The 21,911-nt window shown below is 47.4% G+C and carries 21 protein-coding genes; 18 read left to right on the forward strand and 3 right to left on the reverse strand.

The genetic code is table 11. From position 1 onward, the window contains the following. Positions 1–139 precede the first annotated feature (139 nt). The 6 genes from MKZ12_RS03110 (at position 140) to MKZ12_RS03135 (ending at position 5,297) form a co-directional block, all read left to right on the forward strand. Positions 140–817 carry an NAD(P)H-dependent oxidoreductase gene (locus MKZ12_RS03110; protein WP_339239378.1) on the forward strand — a complete coding sequence of 226 codons (678 nt, stop codon included), beginning with the start codon at positions 140–142 and terminating at the stop codon, positions 815–817. Positions 818–1,030: 213 nt separating this feature from the next. After that, on the forward strand, positions 1,031–1,453 hold the full coding sequence (locus MKZ12_RS03115; RefSeq protein ID WP_091018819.1) for a MarR family transcriptional regulator: 423 nt from the start codon (positions 1,031–1,033) through the stop codon (positions 1,451–1,453). Positions 1,454–1,620: 167 nt separating this feature from the next. Further along, complete coding sequence (locus tag MKZ12_RS03120; protein WP_339239379.1) at positions 1,621–2,202, forward strand: NAD(P)H-dependent oxidoreductase; 582 nt, start codon at positions 1,621–1,623, stop codon at positions 2,200–2,202. A 114-nt stretch (positions 2,203–2,316) separates the two neighbouring features. Continuing rightward, positions 2,317–2,628 carry an ArsR family transcriptional regulator gene (locus tag MKZ12_RS03125; RefSeq protein WP_339239380.1) on the forward strand — a complete coding sequence of 104 codons (312 nt, stop codon included), beginning with the start codon at positions 2,317–2,319 and terminating at the stop codon, positions 2,626–2,628. Between the two features lie 159 nt (positions 2,629–2,787). Beyond that, on the forward strand, positions 2,788–3,822 hold the full coding sequence (locus tag MKZ12_RS03130) for an LLM class flavin-dependent oxidoreductase (protein WP_339239381.1): 1,035 nt from the start codon (positions 2,788–2,790) through the stop codon (positions 3,820–3,822). A 314-nt stretch (positions 3,823–4,136) separates the two neighbouring features. Continuing rightward, the gene (locus MKZ12_RS03135) at positions 4,137–5,297 is read left to right on the forward strand and encodes an AI-2E family transporter (protein WP_036614215.1); all 1,161 of its coding nucleotides are present in this window, start codon (positions 4,137–4,139) and stop codon (positions 5,295–5,297) included. A 151-nt stretch (positions 5,298–5,448) separates the two neighbouring features. Here the strand turns inward: MKZ12_RS03135 and MKZ12_RS03140 are convergent, their stop codons facing one another. Next, positions 5,449–5,820 (reverse strand): metalloregulator ArsR/SmtB family transcription factor, encoded by a 372-nt coding sequence (locus MKZ12_RS03140; RefSeq protein WP_339239382.1) that lies wholly within the window; start codon positions 5,818–5,820, stop codon positions 5,449–5,451. Between the two features lie 227 nt (positions 5,821–6,047). Between MKZ12_RS03140 and MKZ12_RS03145 the strand changes: the two genes are divergently transcribed. The 7 genes from MKZ12_RS03145 (at position 6,048) to MKZ12_RS03175 (ending at position 14,147) form a co-directional block, all read left to right on the forward strand. Beyond that, positions 6,048–8,393, forward strand: a complete 2,346-nt coding sequence (locus tag MKZ12_RS03145; RefSeq protein WP_339258677.1) for a heavy metal translocating P-type ATPase — start codon at positions 6,048–6,050, stop codon at positions 8,391–8,393. Positions 8,394–8,583: 190 nt separating this feature from the next. Next, on the forward strand, positions 8,584–8,940 hold the full coding sequence (locus MKZ12_RS03150) for an SdpI family protein (RefSeq protein ID WP_339239384.1): 357 nt from the start codon (positions 8,584–8,586) through the stop codon (positions 8,938–8,940). Between the two features lie 192 nt (positions 8,941–9,132). Continuing rightward, a complete protein-coding gene (locus tag MKZ12_RS03155; RefSeq protein WP_339239385.1) occupies positions 9,133–9,585 on the forward strand; it encodes a MerR family transcriptional regulator in 453 nt (150 codons plus the stop codon). Between the two features lie 235 nt (positions 9,586–9,820). After that, the gene (locus MKZ12_RS03160; RefSeq protein WP_339239386.1) at positions 9,821–11,041 is read left to right on the forward strand and encodes an MFS transporter; all 1,221 of its coding nucleotides are present in this window, start codon (positions 9,821–9,823) and stop codon (positions 11,039–11,041) included. Positions 11,042–11,059: 18 nt separating this feature from the next. Further along, positions 11,060–11,482, forward strand: coding sequence for a universal stress protein (locus tag MKZ12_RS03165; protein WP_339239388.1), 423 nt, complete (start codon positions 11,060–11,062; stop codon positions 11,480–11,482). Between the two features lie 94 nt (positions 11,483–11,576). Then, positions 11,577–13,001 (forward strand): aldehyde dehydrogenase family protein, encoded by a 1,425-nt coding sequence (locus MKZ12_RS03170; RefSeq protein ID WP_339258678.1) that lies wholly within the window; start codon positions 11,577–11,579, stop codon positions 12,999–13,001. A 372-nt stretch (positions 13,002–13,373) separates the two neighbouring features. Continuing rightward, on the forward strand, positions 13,374–14,147 hold the full coding sequence (locus tag MKZ12_RS03175) for a TipAS antibiotic-recognition domain-containing protein (protein ID WP_339258680.1): 774 nt from the start codon (positions 13,374–13,376) through the stop codon (positions 14,145–14,147). A gap of 152 nt (positions 14,148–14,299) precedes the next feature. Here the strand turns inward: MKZ12_RS03175 and MKZ12_RS03180 are convergent, their stop codons facing one another. Continuing rightward, a complete protein-coding gene (locus tag MKZ12_RS03180) occupies positions 14,300–14,797 on the reverse strand; it encodes a GAF domain-containing protein (protein ID WP_339239392.1) in 498 nt (165 codons plus the stop codon). A 184-nt stretch (positions 14,798–14,981) separates the two neighbouring features. Between MKZ12_RS03180 and MKZ12_RS03185 the strand changes: the two genes are divergently transcribed. From MKZ12_RS03185 to MKZ12_RS03195, 3 genes are all read left to right on the forward strand, one after another. After that, positions 14,982–15,278 carry a hypothetical protein gene (locus tag MKZ12_RS03185; RefSeq protein ID WP_339239393.1) on the forward strand — a complete coding sequence of 99 codons (297 nt, stop codon included), beginning with the start codon at positions 14,982–14,984 and terminating at the stop codon, positions 15,276–15,278. Between the two features lie 197 nt (positions 15,279–15,475). Beyond that, positions 15,476–16,048 (forward strand): GNAT family protein, encoded by a 573-nt coding sequence (locus tag MKZ12_RS03190; protein WP_339239394.1) that lies wholly within the window; start codon positions 15,476–15,478, stop codon positions 16,046–16,048. A gap of 119 nt (positions 16,049–16,167) precedes the next feature. Then, on the forward strand, positions 16,168–17,673 hold the full coding sequence (locus tag MKZ12_RS03195; RefSeq protein WP_339261298.1) for an MDR family MFS transporter: 1,506 nt from the start codon (positions 16,168–16,170) through the stop codon (positions 17,671–17,673). Positions 17,674–18,128: 455 nt separating this feature from the next. Here MKZ12_RS03195 and MKZ12_RS03200 read toward each other — a convergent pair whose 3' ends face one another. Beyond that, positions 18,129–18,590 (reverse strand): MarR family transcriptional regulator, encoded by a 462-nt coding sequence (locus MKZ12_RS03200; protein ID WP_339258681.1) that lies wholly within the window; start codon positions 18,588–18,590, stop codon positions 18,129–18,131. 399 nt (positions 18,591–18,989) lie between these two features. On the opposite strand from MKZ12_RS03200, the gene MKZ12_RS03205 reads away from it, so the two are divergent. Both MKZ12_RS03205 and MKZ12_RS03210 read left to right on the forward strand, forming a co-directional pair. Continuing rightward, on the forward strand, positions 18,990–20,321 hold the full coding sequence (locus MKZ12_RS03205) for an MFS transporter (RefSeq protein ID WP_339258683.1): 1,332 nt from the start codon (positions 18,990–18,992) through the stop codon (positions 20,319–20,321). Positions 20,322–20,528: 207 nt separating this feature from the next. Continuing rightward, positions 20,529–21,878: a hypothetical protein gene (locus MKZ12_RS03210; RefSeq protein WP_339239398.1), complete on the forward strand. Its 1,350-nt coding sequence runs from the start codon at positions 20,529–20,531 to the stop codon at positions 21,876–21,878. Positions 21,879–21,911 lie beyond the last annotated feature (33 nt).

Raw genomic sequence — 21,911 nt, forward strand, 5'->3', positions numbered from 1 at the left:
TAGTTACTTTTAGAAACTTAGGAACAATAATGTGCTTACTTTTCATTTTAGGATATAGATTCTAAACTAATACTTAAGCAAATCCAAAATTAGAGAATAACGATTCAACATAAAAATATAAAAAAGGACGTGGAGCTCCATGGAAGTTACAGCAAAGTCAAAGAAAAAGGAAGACATCTTAAAGGCTTATCATTTCCGGCATGCAACAAAGATCTTTGATGATACCCGCAAAATTTCGGATGAGGATTTCCAATTTATATTGGAAACCGGCAGATTATCTCCAAGTTCCATTGGACTTGAACCGTGGAAATTTCTGATTGTACAAAATCCGAACCTGCGCAAGCGTCTGTCCGAAGTTTCTTCCGGCGCTCAAAAGCAATTGGCAACAGCAAGCCATTTTGTTGTTATTTTGGCCCGGTCCGATGCCAGTTATAATTCTCCCTATGCGGAATACATGTTGAAGGAAACAAAAGGAATGCCGGAGGACGTATTTGAGCTAACAAGTCAGGCTTATGGAAAGTTCCAAAATAACCAGAGAATTCTGGATAATCCACGATCATTATTCGACTGGGCATCCAAACAGACGTATATTGCACTTGGCAACATGATGACGGCGGCAGCTCAAATCGAGATTGATTCTTGTCCGATCGAAGGTTTCAGTCGTGACGATGTCCATCGAATTATGGAAGAAGAGGGTTTGCTGGAGAATGGTGCATGGGACGTCTCAGTGATGGCAGCCTTCGGTTATCGGGTAGAGGAGCCCACGCGTGAAAAGTCCCGACAATCGGTTGAGAAAATCTCCCAATGGATTAACTGAATTCAGCAAAATTCAACATGAGTCAAGGAACGATGATCTAATATCAAGGTTTAAGATCAAGATCTAACATTATAGTATAGAGGATCAGAAAAACAAAACAGGATCGAAACAGCCCGATAGTTTCCACAGGTACAAGGATGGAAACTATCGGGCTTTTTTGTTTTTAGATAAAAAGAACTTGAACATACATAGATGTCTATGTATAATGAGGTCATGCCAAAATACAACGCAATTGCACTGATTGCAAGAATCAGAGATCATGTCAACAAACGGATTGTTCACGAATTGGAACAGCATGAAGTGACAGGCATTGTACCTTCTCATGGGGATGTATTGATGTTCTTGTACCGTGAAGAGACGCTGTCAATCAAGATGTTGGCAGAACGTGTTCAACGCACGCAACCAACGGTAACGGTACTGGTCAACAAGCTGGAGAAGCTCGGTTATGTTGAACGCAGCAAGAGTGCCGAAGATAGCCGGGTGACGATGATTCGCCTCACTGAGCAGGGGAAGCGGCTCGAACCGATCTTCCATCAGGTATCCGAGCAGATTAATGACATCATCTATAGTGGCCTGTCCGATGAACAGTCGGAGCAATTGGAGAGTTTGCTGTCCATTATTGTCCGAAAGTTATAATGAATGAACTCTTCTGTCTGCAACCCTTTCCAGATTTGACTGGGATGGAGGCAGAGGAGCCCTAATATTTTTTACCCATATACATAGATATCTATGTATTCGGGAACGTATCAATGTAACCCCATTTTCGAAACCTAACTCAAACCAAACCTGGAGGGATTCACACTATGAAACATCTTATCGTATATGCTCACCCGCACACAGACAGCTTTAATAACGCAATCCTCAATACTGCTGTAGAAGCTCTCGAAGCTCAAGGCCATGAAGTGGTTGTTCGTGACTTGTATAAGCTTGGATTCCAACCCGTACTGACTGAAGCCGATACAGCTTCCATGCGCGCAGGACAGACACCACAGGATATCGCGACAGAGCAACAGTATGTTACCGACGCAGAAGCCATTACATTCATCTATCCGATCTGGTGGACAGGACTTCCTGCCATTATGAAAGGATATGTTGACCGTGTATTCGCCTATGGTTTTGCATATGCAGCGGGTGAAGCGGGTATCGAGAAATTGCTGACAGGCAAAAAAGGACTCATCATCAACACACATGGTACACCAAGTGAAATTTATGATCAGATTGGCATGACTGCTGGATTGAAAATAACTTCGGACGTAGGTATCTTCGATTTTGTAGGCATTGAAGCCGTAGATCATCTGCTCTTCGGTAGTATTGGATACCTGGATGCACTTGCATATCAAGCCATGTTGGATCAGGTTAAACAGACGGTAACGACCAAATTCTAATATAGATTTTGGTTCTCTATAGGAATTCCATATGATACCAGACCGACTCGATCATGAGTCGGTTTGTTTGTTCATGTGTTTGCAAAATGCCTGAAAGGGGGTATAATCGTACCCATGGAACCTATACTTATATTCAAAGCATTATCGAACGAGACACGTAGACAAATCCTGTTGTGGCTCAAAAGCCCGGAGCAACACTTTTCACCGCTGGAACTGTCCCAGCATCCGGATGGGGGCAAAAACGGAATCTGTGTCGGCACGATTCAACTGAAGGCTGGACTGGCTCAGTCGGTTATATCCAGTTATCTGCTGACCATGCTCAAGGCAGGGTTACTGCTCTCCGAGCGAAGAGGACAATGGACGTATTATCGGCGCAACGAAGAGACGATCCGTCAGTTTGCCGAGTACGTGCAGAACGAGTTATAAGCCGGATGCCGGAACGGAAACTAGGATGCACATGCAGGCAGGGATTCCGTCCGGATGTAAACGGCTAGTTCAGTATCACATCACTACATCCAGTTGCGATTTAATTAATCTATATATCTGGATATACAAAAATATAATCATCGAGGGGATTAAACGATAATGACTACAGAAAATACAGCTTCATCTCATAAAGAACATATCCAAGACGTTAAGCTTTCCATCCTTGATTTAGCTCCAGTTGTTGTAGGCGCAACACCAGCCGATGCCTTGCGCAACAGTCTGGATCTGGCACAGCATGCTGAGCGTTGGGGATATCACCGTTACTGGGTAGCAGAACATCACAACATGCAAGGTATTGCTTCTTCTGCAACCTCGGTCGTTATTGGATATCTGGCTGGTGGAACCAAAACGATTCGTCTGGGTTCAGGAGGTATCATGTTGCCCAACCATGCACCGCTTGTCATCGCTGAGCAGTTCGGTACACTGGAATCCTTGTATCCTGGCAGAATTGACTTGGGACTGGGACGTGCACCAGGCAGTGATCGCCGGACATCGCTTGCGCTACGCAAAGATCTGAATAGCGGGGAAGATTTCCCGGAGCTGCTCGCAGAGCTCAGAGCATACTTTGATGCTTCGGCGACATCTTATCATGCGCCTGTTCGCGCAGTTCCTGGAGAAGGATTGAATATTCCAATCTATCTGCTCGGGTCCAGTGATTTCAGCGCACGTCTGGCAGGTCAGCTGGGATTGCCGTTTGCTTTTGCCAGTCACTTCTCGCCCGATTACACCCGGATTGCACTGGAAACGTATCGAAACAATTTCCAACCATCTGATCACTTGAAGGAACCACATGTGATTGTTGGGGTCAACGCTGTTGTTGCGGATACAGATGAGGAAGCAGCATGGCTGGGTACAACGATGCAACAGCAGTTCCTGAACATTATTCGCGGCACAACGGGATTGGTACAGCCTCCGGCTGAGATGGAAGGCAAGTGGACGGACCGTGAGAAAGCTGGTGTGGAGCAGACGCTGAAGGCCGCTGTTAATGGTTCCCCAGAAACCGTTCGTGGACAGCTGGAATCCTTCATTCGGCAGACGCAGGCAGATGAGCTGATTATTACGTCGATGATCTATGATCATAAGGCGCGTCTGCATTCCTATGAGTTAATCGCACAATTGGCGGGAAAAGCCTAATCTTAAATTTTCACCATAAAAGCTGGCTTAACAGTAAGCTATAGATCCAAATTTACGGTTCGTCTCCCAGTGAGGCGGACCGTTTTTGAATAGGGAAAATTTTCAAATAATTCATGTGGGGCAGAAGACTCATTATGGGGTAAAATGACTTTACCGGTTTAATTTGAAACGGTTAATCAGCGCCATACGTATAAATCCAGAGAGTTATACATATGTTGGCTTGTACAAGGGACTTTATTTTTTTCAGGCAAGGGACATTTATCAGATTTACAGCTTGTTTTGATTAAGGATACATATGAGAGGACGACACGCCTATGGAGCAACCTGAGCAACCCCGCGTTTGGCCGGAGCGGTTCAAGCGATTTTTTCTTAACAACAAGTTTGTCCTATTTCTGCTGATTCTGCTGTTGGTGGGACTAAACGTCATGGTTTTGACCAAAGTATCCTTTGTTCTTCATCCACTCGCAGTACTCATCAAAACCATTGTTTTACCTATCATTCTGTCAGGCATACTCTACTATCTGTTGAATCCGATTGTGGATGTGATGGAGAGATGGAAAATCAAGCGCGGCTGGTCCATTCTGATCCTGTATCTTGCAATTGGAGGCATTCTGACAGTCGTCGTGTTGGCGGTTATTCCGGTTGTGCGTAACCAGATTGTGGGGCTGATTGAGAATTTCCCAACGTACAGTGAGACGGTAAAACAGCAGTTTGAGGAGCTTACGGGCAGTAAACTGTTCGGTCAGTTCCAGGAGACGGTGAATTTGAATTCTCAGGATTGGTGGGGAACCATCTCCCAAAAGGCCACTGAAATTCTGAACTCGACCTGGACCAAGTTGGGCGGATTCCTCGGAGCTTTCACGGAGACCGTGCTGTCCATCGTAACGGTCCCGTTCATCCTGTTCTATCTGCTGAAAGACGGCAAGAAGCTGCCGGCGAAAATTCTGTCTTTCCTGCCAATCAAGAGTCGTACAGGCGCCATGCATGTGCTGGAAGACATCAATCACCAGATCAGTTCATTCATCCGTGGACAGATTATCGTCAGCTTCTGCATCGGTATTCTGCTCTACATCGGATATATGGTCATTGGTCTGGATTATGCACTGATTCTTGCAATAATCGCATCGTTTACAAGTGTTGTTCCGTACTTGGGACCTGCAATTGCCATTACACCTGCGTTGATCGTGGCACTCGTCACTTCGCCGGTGATGCTGCTGAAGATGGTTGCGGTATGGACGATTGTGCAGTTAATCGAAGGTAAATTCATCTCACCACAGATCATGGGTAAAACGTTGAAGATCCATCCCATCACGATTATCTTTGTCATCCTGACTTCGGGTAATCTGTTCGGAGTCGTAGGCATTCTGCTCGCTGTTCCAGGATACGCGGTGCTGAAAGTATGTGTATCGCATATCTTTAACTGGTTCAAGGACAGATCCGGCCTGTACGATCCAAACAAGAACAATCTTTTATAACCGAAGTGGTATGCTCCAACTGATCGGTAATGGGAAGGGATAGTCACTTTGTATTCTGTACAAAACGGTATCCTTACCAAGAAGAACCCCCGTCCATCGGCATATAGCCGAGAGGCGGGGGTTCTTCTTCATGAACCAGCTTGGCGGCTGCCTAGCTGTGTTTAATATGCTGGAGCGTTTGCAGGAAAATCTGCTCAATATGAGTATCATCCAGAGAGTAGTACACGGTCTTGCCTTCCTTGCGCCGCTTGACGATCCGCATATTGCGGAGTGAACGCAACTGGTGTGAAATGGCCGACTGTCCCATGTCGAGCAGAACCGTCAGGTCATGCACACATAATTCCTTCTGTAACAGCGCATCAATAATACGTAGCCGTGTTGGGTCGCTGAATGCCTTGAACCAATCTGCCATCTCGGAAGAGGTATCCCGATCTATGAGTGAAGTGCGAATCGTCTGCACATCCGCTTCAGTACCCGAGCAGGTTGCATCACATTCGCTTGGTGCTTTAACCGGTTGTTCCATTTCATATCACCGCCTATGTTAACAACTATAGCTCTATTATATCCAAAAACGGCCTAAAGCGAAATGATTACTATTAGCATAATCTGTATGAAAAATCAACAACGGATGTTGACACTCATGTTTGGGCGTGCATATAATAGGGGTAATTAAACATATGAATGAATGCTCATATATTGAATGTAGTTGGATGATAACATTGTTTTTGTACTGCAAAGGGGAGAATTCACATGGGAACCGGACAGGAACAGGTGAAAAGGGAACTGCTGCTTGATGGATTAGACTGTGCGAACTGCGCATTAAAGATCGAGAACGGCGTTAAAAAAATTAAGGGCATTAATGAATGCTCCGTCAATTTTGTTACTAAAACATTATCGCTACACACCACCTCCGATATGGATGAACAAGTAGTGGAAGAAGCGAAGCGCAAAGTGCTTCGGCTGGAGCCTCATATTCGTATCTCGGAAAAAGGAAAACAAGTAAACGGACATGTACAGACTCATGCAGGGAGTGCGGCTGGTTCACACGAACACAGTCATGACCATGCCGGACATGATCATGGACATTCACATACACATGGCGATCACTCGCATACTCATGATCATGGAGATCCGCAGGGAAACACACACGATCACGGAAGTCATGCTGGACATAATCACGATCACAGCCATACCCATGATCACGATGCTCATGCAGGCCATTCACATGAACATGGTGCAGGTCAGACCAAAATATTGCTTGCTCGTCTTGCTGCCGGTTCTGTGTTGCTCGCAGCTGCGATCTGGTCGCCGCTGGAGGGCTGGGCACAGTTCACCCTATATGCGCTCGCGTATCTGATTGCCGGGGGAGATATCGTGCTCCAGGCGTCCAAAAACATCATCCGCGGTCAGGTGTTCGATGAATACTTCCTCATGTCCGTCGCTACCTTGGGTGCCTTTGCCATTGGAGAGTATCCGGAAGGGGTAGCGGTCATGCTCTTCTATCAGCTCGGAGAGCTGTTTCAGGGCATGGCGGTTAATCGGTCACGTAAGTCCATTCAGTCCCTGATGGACATTCGCCCGGACTACGCGAATATCCTGACGGGTTCGGGTGACGAGACACGGCGGGTATCTCCGGAAGACGTACGGATCGGTGATCGTATTGTCGTGAAGGCAGGAGAGCGAGTACCGCTGGATGGTATCGTTCAAGCTGGGCGTTCCATGGTGGACACTTCTGCCCTGACAGGTGAGTCAGTACCTCGTGAGCTGGAGCCCGGACGTGATGCACTTAGTGGATTTGTAAACAAAAACGGGATGTTGAGCATTGAAGTAACCAAAACGTTTGGTGAATCAACGGTATCCAAAATTTTGGATCTGGTGCAGAACGCGAGTAGCCGGAAGGCAAAAACAGAGCATTTTATTAGTAAATTCGCCCGTTATTACACCCCGGTTGTTGTGATCCTTGCAGCCCTGATTGCATTTGTTCCGCCGTTGATACTCAGTGGTGCAACATTTGCCGACTGGATCTATCGTGCATTGGTCTTCCTGGTCATCTCATGCCCTTGTGCGCTGGTGGTATCTATTCCACTTGGATTCTTCGGTGGTATCGGAGCGGCTTCACGTAACGGGATTCTTGTCAAAGGCAGTAACTATCTTGAAGCATTAAACGATGTGAAAGTTGTCGTTTTTGATAAAACGGGTACACTAACCAAAGGTGTATTCAAAGTAACAGCCATTCGCCCCGAAGGCGAACGCACGGAAGAAGAACTAATGAAACTGGCAGCCATTGCCGAAGCTAATTCCAATCATCCGATTGCCGAATCCATTCGCGCAGCTTGGGCCAAAGCGATTCCCGCGCAAGGTGTAGAAGGTTATGATGAAGTTGCCGGACACGGGATCAAGGTGAGCGTGGATGGTAGGGAAGTGCTGGCAGGCAACGCTAAATTAATGAAGCAGGCCGGTATATCCTATACCACACCTGAGACGGCCGGAACGATAGTGCATGTTGCTGAAGCTGGCACATATGTTGGTCATCTGATCATTGCTGATGAAGTGAAGGACGATGCAGCAGCTGCTATTCAGGCGCTGAAGAAGCTTGGCATCCGCAAAACGGTTATGCTGACAGGAGATGCCAAAGCCGTGGGTGAAGCGGTAGGACGCGAGCTGGGTGTGGATGAGGTCTATGCTGAATTGTTGCCACAGGATAAAGTCGAACGACTGGAGCAATTGGAAGCGGCCAAATCTCCGAAGGAAAAAATGGTGTTTGTCGGTGATGGTATCAACGATACACCTGTGCTGGCACGAGCCGACGTGGGCGTAGCGATGGGTGGACTCGGTTCAGATGCTGCCATTGAAGCGGCAGACGTGGTCATCATGACCGATGAACCGTCCAAACTTGCGAGCGCAATCCGCATTGCAAAGCGTACACGCATGATTGTGTGGCAAAATATCGCGTTTGCTCTGGGGGTTAAAGCGATCTTCCTGCTACTGGGTGTGTTCGGCATTGCCACCATGTGGGAAGCGGTATTCTCGGATGTCGGTGTCACAGTACTGGCTGTCCTGAACGCCATGCGTGTACTTCGTGTGAAGAATATCTAAGTTTACGAAACGATCCAGGCGGCTCTTCGTATATACGTAGAGCCGTTTTTATATTTTTATGTAGATAAGTCTAACTGACTGCACAATTTACACGAGAACGGAGAAGACGAAATAACCTGAAAGGTTATTCTGTCATCGAAGTGCCAGTGTAAGCAGGTCGATGGAAGACAACAGAGAAGGGGAGAACGTTTTGACAGGAGCAGTAGTTGGGATCATCATTGGTGTGTGCTATTTCATTCTGGGGTTAATGGTGTTCAAAAAACCACCGAAAATGATTAACGGGATATATGGGTATCGAACCCCGCGTGCAATGAGTAATCCCGAGTTGTGGGACGAAGCGCAAAGTTATAGTGCCAATCTGATGATGCAATTTGGTGTGATTATCACGATATTTGGCATTATCGGTTTCTGGCTTACAGATGTACGAGCTTTGGTGCTGAGTCTGGTTGCTACAGGGTTCTATACGTTCAGACTGTTTACCAGAGTTGAAGGTCGTTTGAAGCAAATGCAGCGAGCGCAACAGCAACAAAATGAGCAGAACGGTTAAGGAAAGGTGAAATGAATAGTGTAGAGAGGAAGACTCGCGAGTGAAGCGGGTCTTTTTTGTTGATATTGGAGAAAGCGAACACGCTGTTAAACTCGCTAAGACTTAAGGCATGAAATCTAACGTTGACGTTAACGTCAATATTATATATAATTATATACATAACATTACGGACATATAAGAGAGGTGAGGGAAATGAGTTTATATAAAATCGATGACGTAGCCAAGGAATGCGGTTTGACCAAGCGAACCATTCGGTATTATGAAGAGATTGGTGTCATGCCTTCACCTCAGCGGACAGATGGCGGAACGCGGTTGTACACTCGTGACGATATCAATTTTCTGAAGAAGGTGGTTCGTGCCAAAGAGGTACTTGGATTCTCTCTTCAGGAGCTACATACTTATGTGGCAACAGCAGATGCACTGAACGAACAACGTTTTGACTACCAGCAGACGACCGAAGTGAGAGAGCGTATTGAGAAGCTCAACACGATGGAAACAACACTGGATGGTCAGCTGCAACTGATTGAGCAGAAACTTCAGAGCATACATGCCGTACAGACTGAATTGGAAGAGCTGCGTGAACGCGTTCGGAGCGGTATTCAGAAATTACAGGCACACGATCCGCAGCGTGATGAAGACGGGTAACCCTAACCCGAATGGCAATCAAAGTTATATACAAAACCGTATATACACATAATCGCTACATGGAGTGAGCACCATAGTGACTGTGGCAATCCTGTACAAACACCGGATGTTCCGGTGTCATTTGTGCCGCTTTGTCACCTCTAATTCTGAAAATGAACACGGGTTTTCATTGTCTTTCGCAACATTTTCAAATAAAAAAATTCACCACATAAATCATTCACAGGAGGAATTACGTATGAAAAGAGAGCCATCGTTACCGGACGAATTGCCGTCATCTCGTGGGGGCTTGCTGTCTCAACCGAGAGCGGTATGGGCGGTCGCCTTTGCATGTATCATATCCTTTATGGGTCTGGGTCTGGTTGACCCGATTTTGCCGGCAATTGCAGATCAGCTGCATGCTTCCAAAAGCCAGGTGTCGCTGCTATTCACCAGCTATAACGCTGTAACGGGGGTAGCGATGCTGATTACGGGTGTCGTATCCAGCCGGATCGGTGTGAAATGGACGCTGCTTAGCGGCATATTGTTGATTATTATCTTTTCCTTCCTTGGGGGTACCTCAGACACGGTAGGTGCATTGGTCGGATACCGGGGCGGTTGGGGACTTGGTAATGCCTTGTTCATCGCAACAGCGTTATCCGCTATTGTGGGACTGTCCACTTCAGGGACAGCCAAGGCTATTATTTTGTATGAAGCAGCACTCGGTCTCGGGATTGCAGTTGGTCCGCTGCTAGGTGGTGAGCTGGGTTCCATCTCTTGGCGTGGCCCGTTCTATGGCGTGGCTGTACTAATGGCAATTGCGTTTATCAGCATTACATTTATGTTGCCCAAAATGGCAAAACCAAAAACACGCAGTTCGTTGTCTGATCCGTTCAAAGCATTAAGTTATCCTTCACTGAAAACTTTGGCGATTACCGCCTTCCTATATAACTTTGGTTTCTTTACTTTGATGGCCTATTCACCTTATGTCATGAATCTGGATGAGCACGGCTTGGGTTATGTATTCTTTGGTTGGGGACTGATGCTGGCCATTACGTCGGTATTTGTTGCTCCAAGACTGCAACGCCGATTCGGCTCGGTGCCGTCCATGAGTGTCATGCTTACATTGTTCGCGATCGATCTGGTTGTTATGGCCATGGGTACGGTGATGGGGTCACCAACTACCGTTATAGTGGCGGTCATTGTGGCAGGGATCTTCCTTGGGATTAACAACACATTGATTACAACGGCTGTTATGGAAGCTGCACCTGTGGAGCGTTCGGTTGCTTCTGCTGCATACAGCTTCGTTCGTTTCCTTGGTGGTGCACTTGCTCCATGGCTTGCAGGTAAATTGTCCGAGTGGTTCCTGCCGGAAACACCGTTTTATTTTGGCGCATTAATGGTTCTCATTGGTGTCGTTGTACTGTTAGTACGCCGTCGTCATCTGCGGGATATCGATTCCGCCATTACATCGCATTAATTCACAGGAGGAATTGCAATGCTGAAACGTATATTGGTTGCTGTTGATGGTTCGGATCATGCGCATAAGGCTTTGGAGCAAGCGCTGATTCTGGCTGAGGATATGAAACAACCCGCAAGTCTGTTGATCGTGCATGTCAATCCTGCTATCTCTATTAATGAGCCTGCATTGGGTGTTGATTTGGAAGCTCGGATTGCTGAAGAAGGGAAACATATCATAGAACCTGTGACCAGACAGTTGTCTGGGAGAGACGTTGCATATGAGACCCTGCTGATTGCGGGTGATCCCGTCAATGAGATCTGTCGTGTGGCGCGCGAACGAGATTGTGGAATGATCGTAATAGGTACAGGCGGGAAAGGCATGCTCGCAGAGATGATTTTGGGTAGTGTCAGCCATGGCGTATTAAAACATGCAGAGTGCCCTGTCCTGACGGTTAAATAAGTGAGTGGGTTGAGGGGCCAAAAGTAGTGTATAAATAGATAAGGTAATATAACGCCATATTCTTGTAGTCATTATTGGATGGAGGATACAGCATATGAAAAAACAACATCTGTTCATCGGTGGCAAACCGACCGAATCCGTAGATTATAAAACACTTCAAGCACCATACTCCGGGGAAACGCTGGCAGAAGTCTCGTCGGCTTCAGCCGAGGAAGCGGAGGCTGCTGTTGCAGCTGCGGTTCAGGCCGGGAAGGCAATGCGCCAGATGCCTGCACATCAGCGTGCAGATATTCTGTACAAGTTGTCCTCCATGCTTGAAGAACGCAAGGAAGAAGCAGCGCGAATCATTGCGCTTGAAGCGGCGAAGCCGATTACCGCAGCACTGGCCGAGGTTGACCGTACGGTGGAAACGTATCGTTTTGCCGCCGAAGAAGCCAAGCGGCTGACCGGTGAGACGGTTCCGATGGATGCAGCCAAAGGGGGAGAAGGGCGTATCGGCTATACGATGCGGCAACCTCTAGGTGTCATCGGTGCGATTACGCCTTTTAATTTTCCGATGAACCTGGTAGCACATAAGGTAGGCCCAGCGCTGGCAGCAGGCAATACCATTGTTCTCAAACCTGCGGAGCAGACACCCCTGTCCTCCTATTACATCGCTAATCTGCTTCAGGAAGCCGGATTGCCGGATGGTGCACTGAACGTGGTGAGTGGTGACGGTAAAACTATTGGGGATGTGCTTGTTGAACACCCTCGTGTTGCCCATATTACGTTTACAGGCAGTCCAGCAGTAGGTACGAGCATTCGCAGCAAAGCAGGACTCAAACGCGTCACATTGGAGCTTGGGTCGAATGCAGCGGTGATTGTGGATAAGGACGCAGATCTGGACAAAGTGGTTCCGCGTTGTGTGACGGGTGCTTTTACGTATCAGGGACAGGTATGTATTTCCCTACAGCGCATTTACGTACATCGTGATATCTCGGAAGAATTCATCCGGCGTTTCGCTGAAGCGGCTAAACAAGTGGTGATTGGAGACCCACTGAGCCCGGATACGGTGGTGTCTGCACTGATTACCTCCAAGGATGTACAGCGTACACTCGACTGGATTGAAGAAGCCAAACAGGCCGGGGCTAAAGCGGCAGCAGGCGGTCAAGCTGAAGGAGGCGTTCTGCGTCCAACGGTGCTGGTGAACGTTCCACGTGATGCCAAGGTATCCTGCCAGGAAGTGTTTGCACCCATCGTGGTGATCAATCCGGTAGATTCCGTTGAAGAGGGTATTGAACATGTCAACGATTCTATCTACGGACTTCAGGCAGGGGTATTTACAAACGATATTCATACCGCCCTCCATGCTGTCGATCAGATCGAAGCAGGCGGAGTTATGATTAATGATATTCCCACGTTCCGAGTGGATCATATGCCTTACGGCGGTGTGAAACAGAGCGGTATCGGTCGTGAAGGTGTAAAATATGCAGTAGAAGAAATGACAGAATTGAAGTTTGTCATGTTTAACAAAGGATAACTTTCTTCCATTATTTTATTCAATATACCGTATGTTAAGGAAAAATATAACTACACGCTCCTGTGCCAGAATAGTGGCACAGGATTTTTTAATTGAAGATCATGGAAAAAGTTTAAAAAATACATACGGATTCTTCACTGACTGCGGGTTCACATCTGATGAGACGGGTATAACATAGTTAACATACCGCAACTTAACTGACCAAACGCCGCTCATATTACCGAAGCATGATGTACCCAACCATAGCACGAGCGGAATGAAGCGGTATAGCACTGCCGAAAGTCTTATATTCTCTCATTATTCAAATAAAATGCAGTATGAAATAATAAGCCTGAACTCTGGAGTTGCAGGACAGGCAGGAGGTGTATTCAAATGGCATATTCCATGGTTGATGTATCAGGAATGTCAGGCGTAAGTCTGAACGAACTGAGCCAGTATGCGCAGACAGGTCTTCTGAATCCGGCCTTTGGGGATTCGGATGAAGCTATCTATTATGAAAAGCAGGAATTAATGAGACTCCAGCAAATCCTTTTCTGTAAGGAAGTAGGTATGGAGGAAAATGAGATTGGCCCTATGCTAAGGGATGATCCTCAGGATGTCATACGCATCATGAAACAGCATCGCATTGAGATTCTGGAGAAGGCACTCCGCTTGCATGGTTTGATCCAGACACTGGACAAAACGATCGCGCATTTGCTAGGAGAACAGGAAATGGACGAACATGAGCTGTATATCGGTTTTGTGGATAAGGGGCGTCATCAGTTATTAAATGAATCGGGTTCTAACCCTGTCAATAATGATGTGAAACGAATGCAGAAAGAGGGCGTTCAGAAGTCGGACCAGGAGTTAAAATCGAAAGAAGATTATCTGGATTCCCAAGCGAAAATTGATCAGGTTCATCTTGACTTGCAACAGGCCATTGAGGATGGATTGGAACCCGGTAGTGCGAAAGTGCAACGGATTATTGACAGGCATCTTGAATGGATCAAAGGTTATTATACACCCACTGCTGAGATCTATCGGGATTTGGCCAATCTGTATGTAGAGCATAAAAATTTCCGCCAGATGTATGATGGTTACCACCCGAGGCTGGCTGAATTCCTGCGGGACGGGATGATGATTAAAGCGGAACACGATCTATCCTAGATGCATAAAGTAACATGGGCGAGCAAGAACATGGGTGTGAAACAACTTGGATAACAAAGAGCGCAGACCTCTAGGAGGACTGCGCTCTTTGTTATTACAGGTCATTCACCATCGTGTGTGATGAAGTCTCCGATCACCTTGTTCATCATTTCCTAAATAGATACGGTTGCTTCCAACTGCTCAGTAAGCAGGCTTACGGCTTTCTCCAGGAAGATGCGGTCTTCGTCATCAAAACGGTTTTTAATCGGGCTGTCGATATCCAGCACCCCGTACAGTTCACCGTTTATGATAATAGGTACAACAATCTCACTGTTCGATGCTGCATCACAGGCAATATGGCCTGGGAAGGCATGAACATCGTCAACGACCAGGGTACGTTTTTCCGCAGCAGATGTGCCGCATACCCCACGTCCCAGTGGAATTCGGATACAGGCAGGCAGTCCTTGGAATGGTCCGAGGACCAGTTCTTTTCCATCATACAGATAGAAGCCGACCCAGTTGGTGTCGGTCATAAATACATTGAGCAGCGCAGCAGCGTTCGCCAGATTGGCAATCGCACTAGGTTCATCGCGGATCAGAGCACTTAACTGTCCCAGGACGGCGGTGTGCTGCTCACTTCGTGTTCCTTCATAGGAAACAGCTTGAAACATGTAAATCACCCTCCCGAGCAAAATGGTACTTATTTTCAAGATAGTGCAGAGTATGCGGTTAGTCAAGCGGAGGATTTCGGAAAGGCAAGAGAATACCAGAAGAATCCTCCTGTTTCTCAGCTTCTCGCGTGGGGTAATTACTTAGCAACCACGGAGGGCTACAACCCGGGAAGGAGCTTGGCTTATGCATGCAGAGGTACAGAATCTATTTGTACGGATTCATCTACTATATTTCGCCCAAAATCAGGATTTGAACGTTAGCGAGGCGCTACCCCTATTGGAAGAACGGGGATATCGCGTTGGAGAGCGGGAGATCAAGCAGGAGCTTGAACACCTGACACAGGAGAACTTCCTGACCGCCCACGGGGACCAATGGAGCCTAACCGGGACTGGTATTGAAGAATTCAAGGAAATCACCACCGTACTTGGCCGGGTTAGCGACGAATTGCTGGCGAAGGACAAGAAAACGTCCAAAGCCTAGAATTTATTCGGACAAGCACGATGACGTGATTCATTCAAACTTGAATGGATCCATACGGACAACAAGACCGGGAGCGATATTGGCCCGGTTTTTTGACGTGTATCCGTGACTGAACAGTTGCCATTCGGCGCAGGTTATGATTAGATGACTAATGAATCTTATGGTCTGCGGAGATGGATCGGATCGGAGTGTCTTATATGTATAAATGCAAAGGAAGAATTCCCGAAATGGAGACTGCGCGGCTTCGTCTGCGTAAAATGCGTCGCAGGGATGCGGCCCAGATGTTCGCATGCTGGTCAGATCGCGAGGTGACCCGTTACATGAATCTTGCACCCATGATTGGGACAAGCGAAGCGGCGGACATGATTGGACTGCTCAACCAAATGGCAGGGGAAGAGGACGCGATCCGCTGGGGGATCGAACTCAAAGAAACAGGCAAGCTCATTGGCAGCTGTGGATTTAACACATGGCAGCTTGAAGGCGCATTCCGTGGGGAAATCGGTTATGAGCTGGGACGGGACTATTGGCGTCACGGTTATATGACAGAGGCTTTCTCGGCATTGCTGCCCTTCGGGTATGAGACCATGGGGCTTAATCGAATTGAAGCGCTGGTTGATCCGCGTAATGTGGCTTCCGGTGAGTTCCTGACGAACCGCGGCTTCACGCGAGAAGGGCTGCTGCGTCAGGTGCAACATACATCCACCGGATACAAGGATATGGTGATGTATTCGATGTTGTATGATGAGTTTCTTCGCAAGAAAGGTAAATAAAGAGACAGTATATATTTGTTTTTTATTTACACGTAAACGAAGAAACAGAACAAAGTTGGAGAAGCACCAATTATATAGAGAACAAAGAGAGAAGGGTTCGTGTGAATGCAACTGGAGGTTTGAAGCGCAGTTTCATCTTGACGGGGCTGTTGCTCGCAACATTTCTGTCAGCGATTGAAGGCACCGTAATTGGTCCGGCAGGGCCTACCATTGTCAGTGAGTTGGGGAGTGTACAACTGCTGAGCTGGATTTTCACTGCATACCTGCTGACGATGGCTGTGAGTACGCCCATTTTCGGCAAAATTAGTGACTTGTATGGACGAAAGCCTGTATTTCTGATTGGTTGTGCCTTATTTTTGCTGGGTTCACTCTTATGCTGTCTGTCGCAGAATATGGAGCAATTGATCATTTTCCGTGCTATTCAGGGGATTGGTGCGGGGGCGGTAGTTCCTGTTACATTTACGATTATTGGGGATATCTACTCCATTGAAGAACGTGGCAAAATCCAGGGCTGGATCAGCTCCGTTTGGGGGATTTCGTCTTTGGCAGGACCGCTGCTTGGCGGTTATTTTGTAGACAATCTTGGTTGGCAGTGGATCTTTGGTTTTAATGTGCCGTTTGGACTGCTCGCGATGTGGTTTGTATTTCGTTACCTGAAGGAAGATATCTCTCCACGGACAGCCAAAATTGACTATGTCGGTGCGCTGACCTTCACGGTGGGCATTACCGCATTGTTATTTGTCCTGTCGGCTGGTGGGCAGTATTATGCCTGGAGTTCTCCGTTGATTGTAGGACTGAGTGTGGTTGCCGCTCTGTTTATTATTTTATTTTTTGTGGTGGAAAAAAGAGCTCAGGCCCCAATGGTTCCACTACATCTGTTCCGAATTCGGGACATTCGTGTGGCGAATATCGCCGGATTGTTAACCAGTACCCTGATGATCGGTCTGACCAGTTATTTGCCGCTCTGGGTGCAGGGGGTTCGGGGAGGCAATGCGACTGAATCGGGGTTGCTACTCGCACCGATGTCGGTCGGTTGGCTCATTGGTAGTGTGCTCGCAGGTCGTCTGCTGATGAAGATTGGATCACGGTTGACCGCATTGATTGGAGTAACCGGCATTGCGGTCGGATCGGGTGGGCTCTTTCTGGTGGGAGGGACATCCCCGCAGGCTGTGCTATTTATTTTGACCTTTATTTATGGTCTCGGCTTCGGATTTGCGTTTACGATCTTTACCATTATCTCGCAGTCTTCCGTAGGATATAAGGAACGTGGTTCTTCTACGGCATTGCATACGTTCATGCGTACCTTGGGACAGACGATTGGTGCAGCAGCTTTTGGCACTTGGTTGAATTATCGGATCTCCACGTTGTCGAGTGAGCAGAATCTGGCTGAGGCCGGAATATCGGAGAATGATCTGAACGAACTGCTAGCACCACATACGGATGCGGCGCTATCGGATGATAAGTGGGCGCTACTGCGGAGTGTGCTGGAAGGAAGCTTGCATTCCCTGTTTGTCATTATGTTTGTCATTGCACTGGTCTCCTGGGTAACGACGCTTGCTCTACGCAAACGTTTAATTGTACCCGAAGATGCAGATGCTCCACCGCAACCTCAAGGCTCGAAGTAAAAAGTGGATGTATACGAAAAACCGGATTCGCCGATGTCAGGCAAATCCGGTTTTTTTGTTGATTGGCACACATGCATTGGACTAGAGTGTACCTTCACTCAGGAGAGGGATACGCTGGAGGATGTCCGAGTCAAAAGCATTTTGAAGTACATGCTCATCCTGGTGAATCTTCCAGACGAATGACGAATTTCTAAGGAACGGAGGACGTCTTATTTGACCTTCTGCTGGTCTTTTTAAATTGTAAGAAACATGAGACACGTTATGTCCCGAAATCACCTGAAAAACACATTGTATACGGCTGTTTATTCAAAGATATCGTGTGTCAGATTCCTTAAAATGCTGCGAGCGCTTCAAACCCCTGAATATGACGTCACAGGTTCGTTAGGACTCCCGCTCCATATCTGCTCCAGAACATTCAGTTACGCTCCAGCTTTCGGCTGGTTTGAAGATAAGCTCTAGCTGTTCGCTGATAAACGGTCTGCAGAATGTGCAAGCCTTCCCAAAAGTTCGGACAGCAATTCCTTGTCTTCCTCACTCAGTCCACTGACAGCACGATCGATCTTCATCGCATAGCCTGGATAGATGTCATCCATGGTGCGCTGGCCTTCTTCCGTTAGTTCCACAAAAATGATCCGTCTGTCTTGCGGACAATGTTTGCGGTGCAACAATCCTTTTTGCTCCAGCTTATCAATCACATAGGTCACATTCCCGCTTTGCAGCAGAAGCTGTGCACCAACCTGTTGAATCGGCTGAGCTCCTTTCATATATAACACTTCGAGCACCCCGTATGCGGTGGGGTTGAAGCCATGCACTTTGCTTCCGGATACAGCGTGTTCATTCACGCTCTTGAATGTCTGGGCCAAGGTGCGGTACAGATGAAGTGAACGTTCGGTTCCGATTTCTTGTAATTCCAGCATGCTGATCCCGCCTTTTCTGATTAGTTTTATAAGTTGAAATGATGAAGTTACAACCTATCACGATGAGCATAGAACAACCTTCCAATCACTGTTATCCCCATCGTTATGCTGTTCATGTTAAAAATAATTTCAACTTATATGCGTTGGTTAGTTGGTTAGTTATGTTTGAAGATTCAGGTTGTCACCATGGTTTAATTGTAAACTTCTATTTCTACGAAAAACATGCGATATGTCACAAGATTTGCATTTTTAGCATTTAAAATTTGATCATTCACCATACCGAAAAATCATCCTTGAGGTTCCGCTTCTTCTCCGCCTCTGGCAGGAGGTTGAGTCAAGCCCTGCTCTCTTATAATGAGTTCATATCATGAATTCGGAAGGTAATGGGGGAGAAGAAGCATGACAAGTGATTTAACGTTTGAAGGACATCGACCGCTGAAGAATAACCGATCTTTTGTAACATTGATGGTAGCTCAGGCCATTTCCAATCTGGGAGATTGGCTGCATCTGCTCGCAATCCTGACCCTCGTGGGTATCCGCTGGAATGCAACGCCATGGGAGATTACATTTGTCACACTATCTGCAGCACTACCTGTTCTGTTGACAGGGCCATTCGCGGGCACGCTTGCAGATCGTCTGAACCGAAAATGGCTGATGATTGTAGCTGATGGTGCACGGATCATCATCGTGGGTGCGTTGATTTTTGCTGATCAGATCTGGCATGTCTACCTACTGCTTGTCCTCAAATCCCTGTTCGATGTCATTTTTTCTCCTGCGAAGAACGGAAAACTGAAAGAAATTGTACCTCATGAGCAGCTTGCGCAAGCTGTATCCATTAGCTCAATCATTGAACAGATGTCCAAAATTATCGGTCCAGCGCTTGGTGGGCTGTTGGTAGCCGCTTTTGGCATCACCTGGTGTTTTGTTCTCGATTCAGCGTCTTTTCTGATTTCCGGCATCATTTTATTGTGGATTCCTGGAACGCGGGTGATCCAATCTGCAATTCATAACGTAACAGAAGTAGAGGAAGAGACAGCTGGGGGTGTTCGCAACCGCCCTAAAGACTCTTTTTGGAAGGATACACAGGAGGGCATCCGCATGCTCGCATCTCTCCCTCATGTAGGAACGTCTCTGATCTTGCTTGCTTCAGCCATACTTTTTCTGCAATTTGCCGATTCACAGACCGTGGTGTTATTCAGACAGCTTCCCGGAATTTCAAGTGATCTGCTGGGATGGTGTGTGGCGGCCAGTGGTGTAGGTACATTAATTGCAGCGATGAGTGTGCGGAAGTGGAAGCATGCAGGGCATGTTTTGAAAATGGGTCTGGGTACCATACTCATGGGTCTGGTTATCGGCGGAGCCGGTGTTATTGTTGGAATTTGGCCGCACGCCGGGCTAGGTGCCAATCTGCTGTTGGTATCCCTCTTTGCCTTGGCCGGTGTTGGAATTGGGTTTGCGATTGTACCCTTTCAAATCCTGTTGCAGGAACAGACACCCGAGCCAATGACAGGCAGGGTATTTGGAACGGTAGGCAGCATTATGACAGCCAGTAATATTATGGGCCCGGTGGTAGGTGGATTCATGGTCACCTCATTCGGTGTAGTGCCAGCTTTTGTCTGTTCAGGTATTTTGCTGACCCTGCTTGGTTTGATTTATTTGATGAGACGCAACAGGGAAAAAGCCGATCTGAATGGCTCCATTGCCGCCAAGACCATGATTGCAGGCGACTAAAAACATGCCGGATCTGTTCAGGTTAGAACAATTGAAATGAAGGTTTGAATTTACTTCAAATTTTAAGTTTTTGATTAAAATGCGTTTGAGTAAACGCCTTCACGTTTAATGAGGAACAGGCAGAAATCCCTGTATTCTAATTATTCCTAGGGGAAAACTCATATGCCTTGTCCCACCAACGCAGTAGCGGAAAGGGGGTGAAGCAACTTGAATGTAAAGTTACCAAAATCCATAGTACGTCTTGGAAGCATACCACTGGCAATACTTGCCGGGACCTTGATGCTGGGGTTTGGATCTTCGCATGTGTATGCGGATGATGCTCAGATATCTTCTGAAAAACCGTCCAGCGGATTGTCGCTGAATCTGCTCTCACGCGATTCGGATGGCGGGTTGAACCTGACTCCGTCGGTATCGGTGTCCACACCATTATTGGATGTTGAAGTTCCGTCGATCAAAGCGAATGAATCCACAGGTAAGCTGAGTGTATCTGAGCTGAAAGTAGATACACCGCTTGGATCGGCCGGAACATCAGAGATAGGTATTGATGCGAAGGAGGGAACCGTTGAACTGCCGTCTGTACAGGCGGATACGCCGGTGATCAAAGCCGATGTATCAAGCAGTCAGGTGAATCTGAACGAAGGTACAGCTTCCTTGCCCGAGGTTACCGCAGAGGTACCCGAGGTAATCAAGGCAGAGACGTCTGCTGTGAAAACTAACCTTCGGCAGGGTAAGGTTGAATTACCTTCCGTGAAGGTGGATGTACCCGAGGTTACTTCGGTCAATATCTCTTCATCTCAAGTGGATCTGAGTAAGGGGAATGTCCAGCTACCTTCTGTGAAAGCAGAAGTTCCTGTTGTAGACGTATCCGCTGAACTCAATCCTGATCAGGAGAAGGTGGAGATTCCAAGTGTGAAGCCGGAACGGCCTGTAGTCACTCCGGAACAACAGCCGGTCGTCAAAACACCGAATGTTAAAACTTCCAATACGAGTGCACTCGCAGATCCTGTTTCATCACAGAACAACGTGGAAGGGCAGGACGCAGTTCAGGTTACGGGCAACGTGATTGAGGTCACCCCGGAACCAGGAGTACGTCCAGAACAACCTGTTGTCCCGCAGGCACTGCCTGTTGACGGAACCGATCTGACACAGGATTCCGATGTCAATGCAGATTTGCCTGATAACGAGTTATTCCTCGTGGATCAGAACACTGTTAAACCATCTGTCACTGAACAAGTGCGGAGCAACCTGGAAGCCAATTCGAAACAAGATGATGATAATGCAGCATCTCCATTGCAGCCTCGCACAGAACGACCAACAAGTTGGTCTGTTGCGGCAACTTCTCCCGGAGCAGCGAATGCTTCCGCCGGGACAAGCTCCGGTGCGTCAGGTGTAACTGGAGGTGGAGCAACCGCTCCAGCAGCTGCACTTCCGGGAGCAACAACAGGTCTGGTTACGCCGGATTATGATTTTGCTTTCCGAATGGAACGCCTGGATGGGTTCAGTCAATGGTCACAGGCACCACCGGGACGACCGCCGCAATATACCTCTTTCTCATAGACAACATTGGCGTTAATTCAACCAAAATTGAGA

This window comes from Paenibacillus sp. FSL R5-0713 (assembly GCF_037973325.1).
Classification (GTDB): Bacteria; Bacillota; Bacilli; order Paenibacillales; family Paenibacillaceae; genus Paenibacillus.

Excerpts from the sequence above, each read along its gene's own strand:
- MKZ12_RS03145 (WP_339258677.1), top strand. The coding sequence starts at position 6,048 with ATGGGAACCGGACAGGAACAGGTGAAAAGGGAACTGCTGCTTGATGGA.
- MKZ12_RS03160 (WP_339239386.1), top strand. The coding sequence starts at position 9,821 with ATGAAAAGAGAGCCATCGTTACCGGACGAATTGCCGTCATCTCGTGGG.
- MKZ12_RS03200 (WP_339258681.1), bottom strand. The coding sequence starts at position 18,590 with ATGCTGGAATTACAAGAAATCGGAACCGAACGTTCACTTCATCTGTAC.
- MKZ12_RS03170 (WP_339258678.1), top strand. The coding sequence starts at position 11,577 with ATGAAAAAACAACATCTGTTCATCGGTGGCAAACCGACCGAATCCGTA.
- MKZ12_RS03110 (WP_339239378.1), top strand. The coding sequence starts at position 140 with ATGGAAGTTACAGCAAAGTCAAAGAAAAAGGAAGACATCTTAAAGGCT.
- MKZ12_RS03115 (WP_091018819.1), top strand. The coding sequence starts at position 1,031 with ATGCCAAAATACAACGCAATTGCACTGATTGCAAGAATCAGAGATCAT.
- MKZ12_RS03185 (WP_339239393.1), top strand. The coding sequence starts at position 14,982 with ATGCATGCAGAGGTACAGAATCTATTTGTACGGATTCATCTACTATAT.
- MKZ12_RS03155 (WP_339239385.1), top strand. The coding sequence starts at position 9,133 with ATGAGTTTATATAAAATCGATGACGTAGCCAAGGAATGCGGTTTGACC.
- MKZ12_RS03190 (WP_339239394.1), top strand. The coding sequence starts at position 15,476 with ATGTATAAATGCAAAGGAAGAATTCCCGAAATGGAGACTGCGCGGCTT.
- MKZ12_RS03180 (WP_339239392.1), bottom strand. The coding sequence starts at position 14,797 with ATGTTTCAAGCTGTTTCCTATGAAGGAACACGAAGTGAGCAGCACACC.
- MKZ12_RS03205 (WP_339258683.1), top strand. The coding sequence starts at position 18,990 with ATGACAAGTGATTTAACGTTTGAAGGACATCGACCGCTGAAGAATAAC.
- MKZ12_RS03175 (WP_339258680.1), top strand. The coding sequence starts at position 13,374 with ATGGCATATTCCATGGTTGATGTATCAGGAATGTCAGGCGTAAGTCTG.
- MKZ12_RS03125 (WP_339239380.1), top strand. The coding sequence starts at position 2,317 with ATGGAACCTATACTTATATTCAAAGCATTATCGAACGAGACACGTAGA.
- MKZ12_RS03120 (WP_339239379.1), top strand. The coding sequence starts at position 1,621 with ATGAAACATCTTATCGTATATGCTCACCCGCACACAGACAGCTTTAAT.
- MKZ12_RS03140 (WP_339239382.1), bottom strand. The coding sequence starts at position 5,820 with ATGGAACAACCGGTTAAAGCACCAAGCGAATGTGATGCAACCTGCTCG.
- MKZ12_RS03135 (WP_036614215.1), top strand. The coding sequence starts at position 4,137 with ATGGAGCAACCTGAGCAACCCCGCGTTTGGCCGGAGCGGTTCAAGCGA.
- MKZ12_RS03165 (WP_339239388.1), top strand. The coding sequence starts at position 11,060 with ATGCTGAAACGTATATTGGTTGCTGTTGATGGTTCGGATCATGCGCAT.
- MKZ12_RS03130 (WP_339239381.1), top strand. The coding sequence starts at position 2,788 with ATGACTACAGAAAATACAGCTTCATCTCATAAAGAACATATCCAAGAC.